This window comes from Novosphingobium taihuense, assembly GCF_007830315.1.
GTDB lineage: Bacteria > Pseudomonadota > Alphaproteobacteria > Sphingomonadales > Sphingomonadaceae > Novosphingobium > Novosphingobium taihuense.
Window position 1 is genome coordinate 606,007 of record NZ_VLKJ01000001.1, and the last position, 13,477, is coordinate 619,483.

Here is a 13,477-nt window from a genome sequence, read left to right on the forward strand (position 1 = left end):
CCGCGTTCACGCATCGTGGCGAGTCGCGGTATCTGTTTGAACTACCTTAGCGCCTTTTCATCGCTACAAAAGCGATCGCGCTCATTGCGAAGAGTCAGAACGCTTCTTCTTGCCGAAAAGCTTGCGGAGGGTCACTTCGGTGTCCGGATTGACCTTGTCCAGCGGCGGCGGCGTCTCCTCGGCCTTCTCGCCGGTTCCACCGCCAGGCGCTTGGGGCGCGATGGCAGCATCCTCCCCGTCAACCGCCGAGGGCTCCAGTGGCACTTCCACAATCGTCGTGTCACCCGGCACCGTCCTGTCCGGCGAATCCGTTGCGGGCTGGTCGGGCACCGACATCGCGCCCCCTTCCCCTTCAGCTGGCTTTGACGGCTGATCGACAGCGGCGCTCCTCGCCGACTCGACGGTCCCTGCGGTCACGGTGCTTCGCGGCCCGTCACCAACGGGCGCGCGACCATCGTCGATGACCCGCGCCGTAGCGGCCTTGTCGGACGCAGACGGCGCCAGCCCGATCGGAGCGCCTGCCGGTGCAGAGGACTTCTCCGGTGCCAGCGGCAGCCGGAAATCGCCGGGTGATTGCACCGGTTTCGCTACCGGGCCAACCAGCTTGGCAAGGCCGGCAATCTGCTCGGCCAGCACCTTGTCGACCGCGCCTGAGATCGTCTCGGTCTTGTAGCGCATGAAGCCACCGACAACGTACTCCCACAATATCCGCGTAGTCTTCCCGTCGCTCCCATCGACCGGCTTGAACGTGACCGTCATCGTGCCGTTGACCGCCTCGGACTGCAGCGGGCCCAATCCCCCGACGAGGCGCAGCGCTCGGTAAGGTTCGGCATAGACCACCCGCATGTGCATGACCGAACCCGGCTTCTGCGTCGCTGGCGCCCCCTTGGGCACGGGCAGCTTCTCGCAGAAGCAGCCGTTGGCAGACGGGTCCATGGTGAGGTTTGCAGCCTCGCCCGAAAAGGTGTGCTGCGGATTCCACCACAGCGATGGCGTGGTAAAGGCCTTCCACGCATCGGCAGGGCTCGCGGAAACCTCTGCGGTCACACGCACCACAAACCCGGCATCAGTCCGCGCGAGCACTTCGGCATGGGCAGGAGCGGATGCAACAACGGCGAGGCCGCACAGCCCCGCCGTCAGAAAATTCAGAGCCTTGGCCATCGCGCGCCTCCGCCCGCACCGGGACGGGCGGGTCACGCACGCGTGTTAGCGCTTGCCGAGGATTGCCTCAATGGCTGCCGTAACCTCGTCCATGTCGGCCATGCCGTCGACACGGCTGACGATGCCTTGCGCTTCGTAGATCGGCAGGATCGGCGCGGTCTTGGCGCGATACTCGGCCATGCGGGTGCGCACGGTTTCCTCGTTGTCGTCAGGACGACGCTTGAACTCGTGACCGCCGCACTTGTCGCAGGTACCTTCGACGGCAGGCTTCTCGAACGTATCGTGATAGCCCTTGCCGCAGGTTGCGCAGGTGTAACGTCCAGTGATGCGCTCGACGAGGGCATCTTCGTTGACGTCGAGCTCAATCACGTAATCGAGCTTCTTGCCGCGGCTTGCCAGAATTGCCTCGAGCGATTCGGCCTGCGGTGCGGTGCGGGGATAGCCGTCGAAGATTGCGCCCTGGCCCTCGGCCAAGGCATCAAGCTCGTCACCGATCAGCGCAGAGACGATCTCGTCCGAAACCAGCTGGCCTGCTTCCATCACGGCCTTGGCCTTGAGGCCAACCGGCGTCTGTGCCTTGACGGCAGCGCGGAGCATGTCGCCCGTCGAAAGCTGCTTCATGCCATGGCGTTCGACCAGGCGCTGGGCCTGCGTGCCCTTGCCCGCGCCCGGAGGCCCCAACAGGATGATGTTCAAGAGATCGTCCCCCTCATGCAGCTGCTGCCCTCAGCGCAGCCGTCCCTTCAGTTTCGCCTTCTTGATCAGGTCGCCATACTGGTGTGCCAGCAAGTGCGACTGGATCTGCGTAATGGTGTCGACCGTGACGTTGACCACGATCAGCAGGCTGGTGCCGCCAAAGAACAGCGTCCCCATGCCCGTCTCCGCCATGATGAATTCCGGCACGACGCAGACGATGGTAATATATGCCGCACCAAGCACGGTGATGCGAGTTAGCACATAGTCCAAGTAGGTCTGGGTGTTCTTGCCCGGACGGATGCCCGGAATGAACCCGCCATTCTTCTTGAGGTTCTCGGCCGTCTCTTCCGGGTTGAACACCACGGCGGTGTAGAAGAACGAGAAGAAGATGATACCGAGCGCGTAGAACAGCATGTACAGCGGCTTGCCGTGGCCGAGGTACTGGTTCAGCGAGACGATCACCTGACCCATCGTGGTGTCGGGCGAGATCGACTTGCCGGCAAACTGCGTGATCGTCAGCGGCAGCAGCAGCAGCGAGCTCGCAAAGATCGGCGGGATCACGCCAGCGGTGTTCAGCTTCAGCGGCAGGTGGCTGCGGTCGGCATTCATCATGCCGCGCTGCGTCGCCCGCTTCGGATACTGGATCAGCAACCTGCGCGTCGCACGCTCGAAGAAGCAGATCGCCAGAACGAGGCCGATCAGCATGATCACGATGCCGACGATCAGGAACGGCGAAATCGAACCGGTGCGGCCGCCTTCGAACAGGTTGCCGAAGAACTTCGGCAGCTGCGCGACGATACCGGCCATGATGATCAGCGAAACGCCGTTGCCGATCCCGCGCGAGGTGATCTGCTCACCCAGCCACAGCAGGAACATCGTCCCGCCGATCAGCGAGATGACCGCACCAACGCGGAACAGCATGCCGGGGTTGACCACCGCCTGCAGACCGCTCGACGCGCCGTATGCTTCAAGCCCGGAGGCGAGCACCCAGCCCTGGATCGCGGTCAGCAGCACCGCGCCGTAGCGGGTGTACTGGTTGAGCTTCTTGCGCCCGCTCTCGCCTTCCTTCTTCATCGCGGCAAGCGCGGGGTGAAGCGAGGCGGCAAGCTGCACCACGATCGACGCGGTGATGTAGGGCATGACGCCCAGCGCGATGAGGCTCATGCGCTCGAGCGAGCCGCCCGAGAACGCGTTGAAAATGTCAAGAACCCCGCCGCGGGTCTGATCGTAGAGCGTCTCCATGATCAGCGGATTGACGCCGGGCAGCGGAACGAAGCTGAGGAACCGGAAGACGATGAGCGCGCCCACCGTGAACCAGATGCGCTTCTTGAGCTCGGTTGCCTTGGAGAAGTTGGCCAGATTGAGGTTGCTGGCGATGTTGTCGGCGCGTGATGCCATTTCGGGGTTCTAAGCCTTGCTGCGAGATCGGGCCCTGGGCCACGCATCTCGGACGTCTTGAGCTAGCCCATATAGTGCGGGGCGACGAAAGTCGAACCCCTGCAATGCCGAAATCCCCGCCCGACTGGCGGGCGGGGACCGGAAAAGTGCTTACTTGGCCTTGTTGGCCTCGCGGCGAGCCGTCTTCTTCTCGTGCTCGCTGGGCTGCGCTTCGGGAAGCGTGACCGAGCCACCGGCCTTCTCGACAGCAGCAATCGCGCCCTTCGAGGCACCGGTCACGGCAAAAGCGACCTTGGTGGTCAGCTCACCCTTGGCGAGGAGGCGCACGCCGTCCTTGCCGCCACGGGCCAGACCAGCGGCCTTGAGCGCTGCGTGGTCGACGGTGCCGGAAACGTCCAGCTTGCCGGCATCGATCATCTTCTGGATCATGCCGAGGTTCACTTCGGCGAAGTCCTTGGCGAAGATGTTGTTGAAGCCACGCTTCGGGATACGCATGTGGAGCGGCATCTGGCCACCCTCGAAACCGTTCACGCTGACGCCCGAACGTGCCTTGGCACCCTTCTGGCCGCGACCGGCAGTCTTGCCCTTGCCCGAGCCGATGCCACGGCCAACGCGCATGCGGCCCTTGCGGGCGCCGTTGTTGTCGGAGATTTCGTTCAGTTTCATGTTCTGCACTCGCTTTCGCTTTGAGACGCGCTTCGGAAAGGGCGCCGCCTAGCCGATCAGGCCGGGCTTGTCACCCCCTCGCGGGACCGGGCGCACCTGCACCACGGCCCCAAAGGAAAACCCCGGCACTAGGCCGGGGTGTCCCATTTCCCGTCAGGGAAGCAGTGGTCAGTCGACCACGGCCACCATGTGGGGAAGCTTGGCAATGGCGCCACGCACTTCGGCCGTGTCTTCCAACTCGACAACGCGGTGCATCTTGCCCAGGCCCAGTCCGACCAGAATCTTCTTCTGGGCTTCCGGGCGACGGATCGGCGAACCGATCTGCTTGATCTTGATGGTAGCCATGACCGATTACTCCGCGATGGCTTCGGCAGCAGCTTCGGCTTCGACCTGCGAAGCGCCACCACGGCCGAGGAGATCAGCAACCTTCTTGCCACGACGCTGAGCAACCGACTTCGGCGAAGTCTGGTCGGTCAGCGCGTCGAAGGTGGCGCGGATCATGTTGTAGGGGTTCGAGGTGCCGACCGACTTGGTCACCACGTCGGCAACGCCGAGGCTCTCGAAGACAGCGCGCATCGGACCGCCGGCGATGATGCCGGTACCGGCCGGAGCCGAACGGACGTTGACCTTGCCGGCACCGAAACGACCCTTGCCGTCGTGATGCAGGGTGCGGCCTTCCTTCAGCGGCACGCGGACCATGGCGCGCTTCGCAGCGGCAGTGGCCTTGGTGATCGCTTCAGGCACTTCGCGAGCCTTGCCCTTGCCGAAGCCTGCACGGCCCTTGCCGTCGCCGACCACGACGAGTGCTGCAAAGCCGAAGCGCTTGCCGCCCTTGACGGTCTTGGAGACGCGGTTGATGTGGACGAGCTTTTCGATCAGCTCCTCACCACCATCCTCGTCGTTCCCGCCACGGCCACCGCGACGATCATCACGACGACCACGGTTTCCACCGCGATCATTGTTGCCGCCACGGTCATTGCCGCCACGGCCGCGACCACGGCCACGACCTTCACGCTGCTGCGGCTCGCTACCGGTTGCTTCGACCGGGGCGACGCCTTCCAGGTTGGTTTCGTCAGCCATTGTCAGAACTCCAGGCCGCCAGCGCGGGCAGCGTCAGCCAGCGCCTTGACGCGGCCATGGAACAGGAACCCGCCGCGATCGAACACGACGGTGGTGATGCCGGCGGCCTTGGCCTTCTCGGCGATCTCGGTGCCCACCTTGGTGGCGGCATCGACGTTCGCGCCGATCGACTTCTGACCCTTGACCAGCGTCGAGGCGGCGGCAAGCGTCTTGCCCGCAGCGTCGTCGATGATCTGGACGTAGATGTGACGGCCGGAGCGATGCACCGACAGGCGAGGACGACCGCCCGAACGAGCCTTCAGCGCCGTGCGGACACGGCGGCGGCGGCGTGCGAAGAGAGACAGCTTTGCCATTACTTCTTCTTCCCTTCCTTGCGGAAGATAAACTCGCCGCGGTACTTGATGCCCTTGCCCTTGTAAGGCTCGGGCTTGCGCCAGCGACGGATTTCTGCGGCGACCTGGCCGACCTTCTGCTTGTCGATACCCGAGATTTCCACTGTGGTGTTGTCAGGGGTCTTGATCTCGATGCCTTCCGGCACCGGGAAATCGACGTCGTGGCTGTAGCCAAGCTGCAGCTTCAGGTTCTTGCCCTGCGAATTGGCACGATAGCCAACGCCGGTGATTTCAAGAACCTTGGTGTAGCCCTGCGTAACGCCGGTCACGAGGTTGTCGACGAGTGTGCGCTGCATGCCCCAGAAGGCACGCGCAGCCTTGGTGTCGTTCGCCGGCTTCACGAGGATCGTGTCGCCGTCGACGGTGTAGCTGATCTCGTCACGGAGCGTGAGCGTCAGGGTGCCCTTCGGGCCCTTTACGGTCAACACGCCGTCAGCGATGTTCGCAGTGACGCCACCGGGGATCGCCACCGGCTTCTTGCCGATGCGGCTCATCAGAACACCTCCGCAAGCACTTCGCCACCGACGTTGGCAGCGCGTGCTTCGGCATCCGAAAGCACGCCCTTGGGCGTCGAGACGATGGTGATGCCAAGACCGTTGCGGATCACCGGGAGTTCCTTGGAACCCGAGTAGACGCGGCGGCCAGGCTTGGAGACACGGGCAACATGCTTGATCGCAGGCTGGCCCTCGAAATACTTGAGCTCGATGCGCAGCTGCGGATGGGCGCCGGTGGCGTCCTCCGAGAAACCGCGGATGTAGCCTTCACGCTGAAGGACTTCGAGCACGTGCGCACGCAGCTTGGAGGCGGGCGAAAGGACCGAGTCCTTCTTCGCCTGCTGGCCGTTGCGGATGCGGGTGAGCATATCACCCAAGGGGTCGGTCATAGCCATCGGATGATCCTTACCAGCTCGACTTGGTCAGGCCGGGGATAAGGCCCTTGTTGCCCTTGTCCCGCAGCTCGATGCGGCACAGGCCGAACTTGCGATAGTAGCCACGCGGGCGGCCGGTCGTTGCGCAGCGGTTGCGCACCCGGGTCGGGTTCGCGTTGCGCGGGAGTTCGGCCATCTTGAGGCGGGCAATCAGGCGCTCGGTTTCGTCGAGCGACTGGTCGTCAGCCGTAGCCTTGAGCGCAGCATACTTCGCCGCAAACTTCTGAACGAGCTTCTTTCGCTTCTCGTTCTTGTTGATGGAACTCAGTTTCGCCATGGACTTAAGCTCTCTTCTTCAATTCTGGATCACGCGGCCTGCTGCTCTTCAGCAGCTTCCTGCGGGAACGGGAAACCGAACAGGCGGAGCAGCTCGCGCGCTTCGTCGTCCGTCTTCGCGGTCGTGGTGACGATGATGTCCATGCCACGCACCTTCTCGATCTGGTCGTAGCTGATCTCCGGGAAGATGATCTGCTCCTTCAGACCCATCGCGTAGTTGCCGCGACCATCGAACGACTTCGGGTTCAGACCACGGAAGTCGCGGATGCGGGGCATTGCGATGGTGATGAGGCGGTCGAGGAATTCGTACATGCGTTCGCGGCGCAGGGTCACCTTGCAACCGATCGGCATGCCTTCACGCAGCTTGAACTGCGCGATCGACTTCTTCGCCTTGGTGATGACGGGCTTCTGGCCAGCAATCAGCTCCATTTCTGCAGCTGCGGTCGTGACCTTCTTCTTGTCCTGGCTCGCTTCGCCCACGCCCATGTTGAGCGTGATCTTTTCGATGCGCGGGATTTCCATCGCGTTCTTGTAGCCGAACTTGGCCTGCATCGCCTGGGCGATCTCGGCGTCATACTTCGACCGCAGACGCGGCGTATACTTGTCAGCCATCGATCGTCTCCCCGGACTTCACGGCCACACGGACCTTCTTGCCGTCCTTGGTTTCAAAGCGGACGCGGGTGGGCTTGCCATCCTTGTCAGCGACCGAAACCTTCGAGATGTGCATCGGCGCTTCGAAGCGATCGATGCCGCCCTGCGGGTTCTGCTGGCTCGGCTTGCGGTGACGGGCAGCGATGTTCACGCCCTGCACGACGACCTTCTCATCCTTCGGAAGGACCTGAAGGACGGTGCCGGTGCGGCCCTTGTCCTTGCCCGAACGAACGACGACGGTATCGCCCTTCTTGATCTTCGCGGCAGCCATTACAGCACCTCCGGCGCGAGCGAGATGATCTTCATGAAGCCCTTGCCGCGAAGTTCGCGCACAACGGGTCCAAAGATACGCGTGCCGATGGGCTCTTCGTTCTTGCCGACGAGCACGGCAGCGTTGCCGTCAAAACGGATGACCGAACCGTCTGCACGGCGGACATCCTTCTTGGTGCGCACGATAACCGCACGGTGCACGTCGCCCTTCTTGACGCGGGCACGCGGCTGCGCTTCCTTGACCGACACCACGATGATGTCGCCGACGCTTGCGAACCGACGCTTAGAGCCACCCAGCACCTTGATGCACTGGACGCGCTTTGCGCCGCTGTTGTCCGCCACGTCGAGATTGGATTGCATCTGGATCATTGATCCGGTTCCTTCTCACTGGCTTGCCGGAACCAGTCCGGCAGTTCCAAAACAGTAGCAGGGGCCGCTACACGACTGGTGCCGCGAAGCAACCCCTAACTTGACTGACGACTATCAGACGTCCGCTTCGATTGCGGTGCCCTTGCCGGCCGTGACGCGGTCGATGACCTTCCACGTCTTCAGCTTCGAGATCGGCGCGGTCTCTTCGATGCGCACGGTCTCGCCGGTCTTGAAGGCATTCGCCTCGTCATGGGCGTGATACTTCTTCGAGCGGCGGATGATCTTCCCGTAGAGCGGGTGCTTCACCTTGCGCTCGACCTTCACGACCACGGTCTTGTCGGTCTTGTCGGAAACGATGGTTCCGACCAGAATACGCTTGGGCATAGTAGCTTCCTTACGCCTGGGCCGACTGAGAACGCTCAGTCTGCAGCGTCTTGATGCGCGCGATGTCGCGGCGGACTTCCTTGATGCGCGCAGGGCGCTCAAGCTGGTTCGTCGCGCCCTGGAAACGCAGGTTGAACTGCTCGCGCTTCAGCTCGGCGAGTTCAGCGTTCAGCTGGTCGTCGCTCTTGGCGCGAAGGTCTTCGATCTTGGCCATCATTCGACTCCCAATCACTCGCCGCCAAGGTGCGAAGTGTCACCCAGGCGGGCAACGACCTTCGTCTTGATCGGCAGCTTCATCGCGGCGCGGCTGAAAGCCTCGGCCGCGAGCGGGCCGGGGACGCCGTCCAGTTCGAACAGGATGCGACCCGGCTTTACGCGGGCTGCCCAGTATTCGATCGAACCCTTGCCCTTGCCCTGGCGGACTTCGGCGGGCTTCTTCGAAACCGGCACGTCGGGGAACACGCGGATCCACAGACGGCCCTGACGGCGGATGTGGCGCGTGATCGCGCGGCGGGCCGCTTCGATCTGGCGGGCGGTGACGCGTTCCGGTTCCAGGGCCTTGAGGCCGTAGGAGCCGAAGTTCAGGTCCGTGCCACCCTTCGCGAGGCCGTGGATACGGCCCTTGAAGGTCTTGCGGAACTTGGTCTTCTTCGGTTGCAGCATGGTGCTTCTCTAACCTCGAGGATCAACGAGCCGGACGGACGCCGGAAGTCTGCGCTTCCATCATCAGTCGGTCCTGGGCCATCGGATCGTGACCGAGGATCTCACCCTTGAAGATCCAGGTCTTGATGCCGATGATGCCATAAGCGGTCAGCGCCTCGGCTTCGGCATAGTCGATGTTCGCGCGCAGGGTGTGCAGCGGAACGCGACCTTCACGATACCATTCGACGCGGGCGATTTCTGCACCACCGAGACGGCCACCGCAGGTGATCTTGATGCCTTCGGCTCCAAGACGCAGGGCGGACTGCACGGCGCGCTTCATCGCACGACGGAAGGCAACGCGGCGGACCAGCTGGTCGGCGATGCCCTGGGCAACGAGCTTGCTGTCGATTTCCGGCTTGCGGATCTCGACGATGTTCAGCTTCACGTCGCTGCTGGTCATCGCGGCGAGCTTCGAGCGAAGCTTCTCGATGTCCGCGCCCTTCTTGCCGATGATGACGCCCGGACGGGCGGCATAGATCGACACGCGGCACAGCTTGGCAGGACGCTCGATCACCACCTTCGAGATCGCTGCCTGCGGCAGGCTCGTGACGATGAACTTGCGGATCTCAAGGTCTTCCTTGAGCATCTGCGCATAGTTGCGACCTTCCGCGTACCAGCGGCTGTCCCAGGTGCGGTTGATCTGCAGGCGCAGACCGATGGGGTTCGACTTGTGACCCATGATCAGGCCTCCTCAACTTCGCGAACCACGATCCGCAGCCGGCTGAACGGCTTGAGGATGCGGGTCGACTTGCCGCGACCACGGGTGTGGAAGCGCTTCATCGTGATCGACTTGCCGACCGAGGCTTCCGCCACGACCAGAGCGTCGACGTCGAGGTTGTGGTTGTTTTCCGCGTTGGCGATCGCCGAAGCGAGAACCTTGCGGGCGTCAACCGCCATGCCCTTCTTGGAGAAGGCCAGGATGTTCATGGCCTCTTCGGCCTTGCGACCGCGGATCAGTGCAGCCACGAGGTTCAGCTTCTGCGCCGAACCACGGATCTGCGTGCCGACCGACAGCGCTTCCTTGTCGCCAACGCGACGGGGTGCCTTAGGCTTGCTCATCAGCGCTTGCCCTTCTTGTCAGCGGCGTGACCCGGGAACGTGCGCGTCGGCGCGAATTCACCAAGCTTGTGGCCGACCATCTCTTCCGAGACGGAGACGGGGATGAACTTGTGCCCGTTGTAGACGTTGAACGTCAGGCCAACGAACTGCGGAATGATGGTCGAACGACGCGACCATGTCTTGATCGGGCCAGCGCGGCTGCCTGCATCCTGAGCGGCTTCTGCCTTCTTCAGGAGGTGCAGCTCGACGAAGGGGCCCTTCCAGACGGAACGTGCCATGTGGTCTTACCTCTTCTTCTTCGCGTGGCGCGAACGAATGATCATCTTGTCCGTCGACTTGTTGTGACGGGTGCGGGCGCCCTTGGTCGGCTTGCCCCACGGAGTCACAGGATGACGGCCACCCGAAGTACGGCCTTCACCACCACCATGCGGGTGGTCGACCGGGTTCTTGGCAACGCCGCGAGTCAGCGGACGCTTGCCGAGCCAGCGGTTGCGGCCTGCCTTGGCAAGGTTCGTGTTGGCGTTGTCCGGGTTCGACACGGCACCGACGGTGCCCATGCAGTCACCGCGCAGGTAGCGCTGCTCGCCCGAGTTCAGGCGGACGATGACCATGCCGCGGTCACGACCGACGAGCTGGACATAGGTGCCTGCCGAACGTGCGATCTGGCCGCCCTTGCCCGGCTTCATCTCCACGTTGTGGATGATGGTGCCGATCGGCATCTGCGACAGAAGCATGGCATTGCCCGGCTTCACGTCGGTCTTCTCGCCGGCGACGACCACATCGCCGACAGCCAGACGCTGCGGAGCGATGATGTAGGTCTGCTCGCCGTCCTCATACTTGATGAGAGCGATGAACGCGGTGCGGTTGGGGTCATACTCCAGACGTTCGACGGTAGCCGGCATGTCCCACTTGCGACGCTTGAAGTCGATGAAGCGGTACTTCTGCTTGTGACCACCGGCGATGCCGCGCGAAGTGACATGGCCCTTGTTGTTGCGGCCGCCGGTCTTCGACTTGCCTTCGGTCAGCGCCTTGACCGGCTTGCCCTTCCACAGCGACGACTTGTCGACGAGGATCAGGCCGCGCCGGGCGGGGCTGGTCGGATTGTAGCTCTTGAGTGCCATGGTCTAGCCTCAGATCCCGCTGGTGACGTCGATCGACTGGCCTGCGGCCAGGGTCACGACAGCCTTCTTGACGTCGGAGCGCTTGTAGGGCTTGCCCTTCCAGCGCTTGGTCTTGCCCTTCTGCGTCAGGGTGTTCACCTTGGTGACCTTGACGTTGAACAGGGCTTCGACCGCTGCCTTGATCTCCGGCTTGGTTGCCTTGTCGGCAACCTTGAAGACCACGGCGTTGTTCTCGCTGAGCAGCGTTGCCTTTTCGGTGATGTGGGGAGCCACGATCACGTCATAGTGACGCGTGTCGATTGCATTAGCCATTGAAACGCGCCTCCAGCTTTTCGACAGCAGAGCGCGTCAGCACCAGCGTGTCATGCTTCAGGATGTCGTAAACGTTCGCGCCAATGGCAGGCAGCACGTTCACGCCGATGATGTTGCGGGCAGCCTTGGCGAAGTTGTCGTTCACCGCATCGCCGTCGATCACCAGAACCTTGCGGCCCCAGTTGGCCTTGCCGAGTTCTGCAACCAGAGCCTTGGTCTTGGCTCCGATGTCGAGGTTGTCGACGATCACCAGACCGGCCTTGGCCTTCGACGAAAGCGCCATCTTCAGACCGAGCGCGCGAACCTTCTTGTTCAGCGAAGGGTTGAAGTCACGAACGCGAGGACCGTGAGCCTTGCCACCGCCGATGAAGATCGGAGCTGCGCGGTCACCGTGACGAGCCGTACCGCCACCCTTCTGGTTGCCGAACTTCTTGCCGGTGCGGGCAACGTCCGAACGCTCACGCGCCTTGCGGGCAGTGCCGCGACGCTTTTCGAGCTGCCAGGTGACAACGCGGTGCAGGATGTCTGCGCGGGGTTCGACGCCGAACACGGCTTCCGACAGTTCGACTTCGCCCTTGCCGGCAGTGCCGTCGAGATTGAGGATCTGAACCTTCACGACTTAGCCCTCCTGACCTTCGGTGGCTTCGACAGCCGCGACGTTCTCCGCCGGGGTGTCGGCAGCTGCCGAGTCATTGCTGTTGGCGGCCTGCTTGAGGCCGGCGGGATAGGGCGCTTCAGCGTGACGCGAGACCTTCACGGCATCGCGCACGAGGAGCCATGCGTTCTTCGAACCGGGCACCGAGCCCTTCACGAAGATCAGGCCACGCTCGTCGTCGGTGCGGACGACTTCGAGGTTCTGCTGCGTGCGCTGACGGTCGCCCATGTGGCCGGCCATCTTCTTGTTCTTGAAAACGCGACCCGGATCCTGGCGGTTACCGGTCGAACCGTGTGCACGGTGCGAGATCGAGACACCGTGGGTGGCGCGCATACCGCCGAAGCCCCAGCGCTTCATCGCGCCCTGGAAGCCCTTGCCCTGGGTGTTGCCGGTGATGTCGACATACTGGCCGGGAACGAAATGCGAAGCGGCGATGGTCGAGCCGACATCGAGCAGCGCGTCGTCTGCAACGCGGAACTCGGCGACTTCCATCTTCAGCGGAACTTCTGCCTTGGCAAAGTGCTCGCGCTGCGGCTTGGCAACGTTTTTCTGCTTGGCTTGGCCAGCACCGAGCTGAACCGCGACGTAACCGTCACGGTCTTCAGTGCGAACCGAAACCACCTGGCAATTTTCTAGCGACAGGACGGTAACCGGCACGTGCCGACCATCTTCCTGGAAAAGGCGGGTCATCCCCACCTTCTTCGCGATCACGCCGGTGCGCATGATCCATACTCCATAACAGAGGCATGCCGGGCCCATCCCGACATGCGTGTTCAGCCCGTATGTGAAGCGCGCCCCCGACCGGGCTGAGTGCCCCTGCCTTGGCAGAAGCAATCGGGGGACGCTTGCCCGGCTGTGCCCATAAGGCGGCGCCGGAGGTATCCCATTGTCAACGAGGCTTTTGTTACCCCGGAAACTCTGGCCCCTCACCGAAGCAAGGGTCTTGGCCGGACATGTCCGACCAGAAACTCTGGGCCGTTGCGGACGACCCGACCGGAGCTGGCGACTGCTTTCGCAGGCCGCTCGATCAGCGGCCTCAGGCCAGCTTGATCTCGACGTTCACGCCGGCCGCAAGGTCCAGCTTCATCAGCGCGTCGACAGTGGCCGCATTGGGCTGCACGATGTCGAGCAGGCGCTTGTAGGTACGGACCTCGAACTGCTCACGCGACTTCTTGTCGATGTGCGGACCGCGGTTCACGGTGAACTTCTCGATGCGCGTCGGGAGCGGAATGGGACCCCGAATCAGCGCGCCGGTGCGGCGGGCGGTATCTGCAATTTCTCCAGTGGCCTGGTCGAGCACACGATGATCAAAGGCCTTGAGGCGAATGCGGATATTCTGGGCGTCCATGTCCGTTTA

The 13,477-nt window shown here is 63.0% G+C and carries 24 protein-coding genes; all 24 read right to left on the reverse strand.

Annotated features, from left to right (window positions below; genetic code table 11):
• Positions 1-81: 81 nt before the first annotated feature.
• The 24 genes from IQ25_RS21295 to rpsJ all read right to left on the reverse strand — a co-directional run bounded on the left by IQ25_RS21295 (position 82) and on the right by rpsJ (position 13,468).
• Positions 82-1,161 carry an SRPBCC family protein gene (locus IQ25_RS21295; protein ID WP_246415389.1) on the reverse strand — a complete coding sequence of 360 codons (1,080 nt, stop codon included), beginning with the start codon at positions 1,159-1,161 and terminating at the stop codon, positions 82-84.
• Positions 1,162-1,206: 45 nt separating this feature from the next.
• The gene (locus tag IQ25_RS02810; protein ID WP_144902001.1) at positions 1,207-1,857 is read right to left on the reverse strand and encodes an adenylate kinase; all 651 of its coding nucleotides are present in this window, start codon (positions 1,855-1,857) and stop codon (positions 1,207-1,209) included.
• A 30-nt stretch (positions 1,858-1,887) separates the two neighbouring features.
• Positions 1,888-3,255 (reverse strand): preprotein translocase subunit SecY, encoded by a 1,368-nt coding sequence (gene secY, locus IQ25_RS02815; RefSeq protein WP_144902003.1) that lies wholly within the window; start codon positions 3,253-3,255, stop codon positions 1,888-1,890.
• A gap of 150 nt (positions 3,256-3,405) precedes the next feature.
• Entirely contained in the window at positions 3,406-3,921 is a 516-nt protein-coding gene (gene rplO, locus IQ25_RS02820) for a 50S ribosomal protein L15 (protein WP_144902005.1), read from the reverse strand.
• 168 nt (positions 3,922-4,089) lie between these two features.
• Entirely contained in the window at positions 4,090-4,266 is a 177-nt protein-coding gene (rpmD, locus tag IQ25_RS02825) for a 50S ribosomal protein L30 (RefSeq protein WP_144902007.1), read from the reverse strand.
• Between the two features lie 6 nt (positions 4,267-4,272).
• A complete protein-coding gene (rpsE, locus tag IQ25_RS02830) occupies positions 4,273-5,001 on the reverse strand; it encodes a 30S ribosomal protein S5 (protein ID WP_144902009.1) in 729 nt (242 codons plus the stop codon).
• Between the two features lie 2 nt (positions 5,002-5,003).
• Positions 5,004-5,354 carry a 50S ribosomal protein L18 gene (rplR, locus tag IQ25_RS02835; protein ID WP_144902011.1) on the reverse strand — a complete coding sequence of 117 codons (351 nt, stop codon included), beginning with the start codon at positions 5,352-5,354 and terminating at the stop codon, positions 5,004-5,006.
• Entirely contained in the window at positions 5,354-5,887 is a 534-nt protein-coding gene (rplF, locus tag IQ25_RS02840; RefSeq protein ID WP_144902013.1) for a 50S ribosomal protein L6, read from the reverse strand. The genes rplR and rplF overlap by 1 nt, the downstream gene beginning before the upstream one ends.
• Positions 5,887-6,282: a 30S ribosomal protein S8 gene (gene rpsH / locus IQ25_RS02845; protein WP_039334346.1), complete on the reverse strand. Its 396-nt coding sequence runs from the start codon at positions 6,280-6,282 to the stop codon at positions 5,887-5,889. The genes rplF and rpsH overlap by 1 nt, the downstream gene beginning before the upstream one ends.
• A gap of 10 nt (positions 6,283-6,292) precedes the next feature.
• On the reverse strand, positions 6,293-6,598 hold the full coding sequence (gene rpsN, locus IQ25_RS02850; RefSeq protein ID WP_144902015.1) for a 30S ribosomal protein S14: 306 nt from the start codon (positions 6,596-6,598) through the stop codon (positions 6,293-6,295).
• A 29-nt stretch (positions 6,599-6,627) separates the two neighbouring features.
• On the reverse strand, positions 6,628-7,209 hold the full coding sequence (rplE, locus tag IQ25_RS02855) for a 50S ribosomal protein L5 (protein WP_144902017.1): 582 nt from the start codon (positions 7,207-7,209) through the stop codon (positions 6,628-6,630).
• Positions 7,202-7,519 carry a 50S ribosomal protein L24 gene (rplX, locus tag IQ25_RS02860; RefSeq protein WP_144902019.1) on the reverse strand — a complete coding sequence of 106 codons (318 nt, stop codon included), beginning with the start codon at positions 7,517-7,519 and terminating at the stop codon, positions 7,202-7,204. Before rplX ends, rplE begins: the two co-directional genes overlap by 8 nt.
• Positions 7,519-7,887 (reverse strand): 50S ribosomal protein L14, encoded by a 369-nt coding sequence (rplN, locus tag IQ25_RS02865; protein ID WP_084278971.1) that lies wholly within the window; start codon positions 7,885-7,887, stop codon positions 7,519-7,521. Before rplN ends, rplX begins: the two co-directional genes overlap by 1 nt.
• Positions 7,888-8,001: 114 nt before the next feature.
• Entirely contained in the window at positions 8,002-8,271 is a 270-nt protein-coding gene (gene rpsQ, locus IQ25_RS02870; RefSeq protein ID WP_144902021.1) for a 30S ribosomal protein S17, read from the reverse strand.
• Between the two features lie 10 nt (positions 8,272-8,281).
• Positions 8,282-8,488, reverse strand: a complete 207-nt coding sequence (rpmC, locus tag IQ25_RS02875; protein ID WP_039334358.1) for a 50S ribosomal protein L29 — start codon at positions 8,486-8,488, stop codon at positions 8,282-8,284.
• Between the two features lie 11 nt (positions 8,489-8,499).
• Positions 8,500-8,934 (reverse strand): 50S ribosomal protein L16, encoded by a 435-nt coding sequence (gene rplP, locus IQ25_RS02880; RefSeq protein ID WP_144902025.1) that lies wholly within the window; start codon positions 8,932-8,934, stop codon positions 8,500-8,502.
• Positions 8,935-8,956: 22 nt separating this feature from the next.
• Positions 8,957-9,652, reverse strand: a complete 696-nt coding sequence (rpsC, locus tag IQ25_RS02885; RefSeq protein WP_144902027.1) for a 30S ribosomal protein S3 — start codon at positions 9,650-9,652, stop codon at positions 8,957-8,959.
• Between the two features lie 2 nt (positions 9,653-9,654).
• Entirely contained in the window at positions 9,655-10,032 is a 378-nt protein-coding gene (rplV, locus tag IQ25_RS02890; protein ID WP_144902029.1) for a 50S ribosomal protein L22, read from the reverse strand.
• Positions 10,032-10,310: a 30S ribosomal protein S19 gene (gene rpsS / locus IQ25_RS02895; RefSeq protein WP_144902031.1), complete on the reverse strand. Its 279-nt coding sequence runs from the start codon at positions 10,308-10,310 to the stop codon at positions 10,032-10,034. The genes rplV and rpsS overlap by 1 nt, the downstream gene beginning before the upstream one ends.
• A 6-nt stretch (positions 10,311-10,316) precedes the next feature.
• Positions 10,317-11,153, reverse strand: coding sequence for a 50S ribosomal protein L2 (gene rplB / locus IQ25_RS02900; RefSeq protein WP_144902033.1), 837 nt, complete (start codon positions 11,151-11,153; stop codon positions 10,317-10,319).
• Positions 11,154-11,162: 9 nt separating this feature from the next.
• Positions 11,163-11,465, reverse strand: coding sequence for a 50S ribosomal protein L23 (locus IQ25_RS02905; RefSeq protein WP_118073264.1), 303 nt, complete (start codon positions 11,463-11,465; stop codon positions 11,163-11,165).
• Complete coding sequence (gene rplD / locus IQ25_RS02910; protein WP_144902035.1) at positions 11,458-12,081, reverse strand: 50S ribosomal protein L4; 624 nt, start codon at positions 12,079-12,081, stop codon at positions 11,458-11,460. Before rplD ends, IQ25_RS02905 begins: the two co-directional genes overlap by 8 nt.
• A gap of 3 nt (positions 12,082-12,084) precedes the next feature.
• Positions 12,085-12,843: a 50S ribosomal protein L3 gene (rplC, locus tag IQ25_RS02915; RefSeq protein ID WP_144902037.1), complete on the reverse strand. Its 759-nt coding sequence runs from the start codon at positions 12,841-12,843 to the stop codon at positions 12,085-12,087.
• Between the two features lie 313 nt (positions 12,844-13,156).
• Positions 13,157-13,468: a 30S ribosomal protein S10 gene (rpsJ, locus tag IQ25_RS02920; RefSeq protein WP_039334374.1), complete on the reverse strand. Its 312-nt coding sequence runs from the start codon at positions 13,466-13,468 to the stop codon at positions 13,157-13,159.
• Between the last annotated feature and the right edge of the window lie 9 nt (positions 13,469-13,477).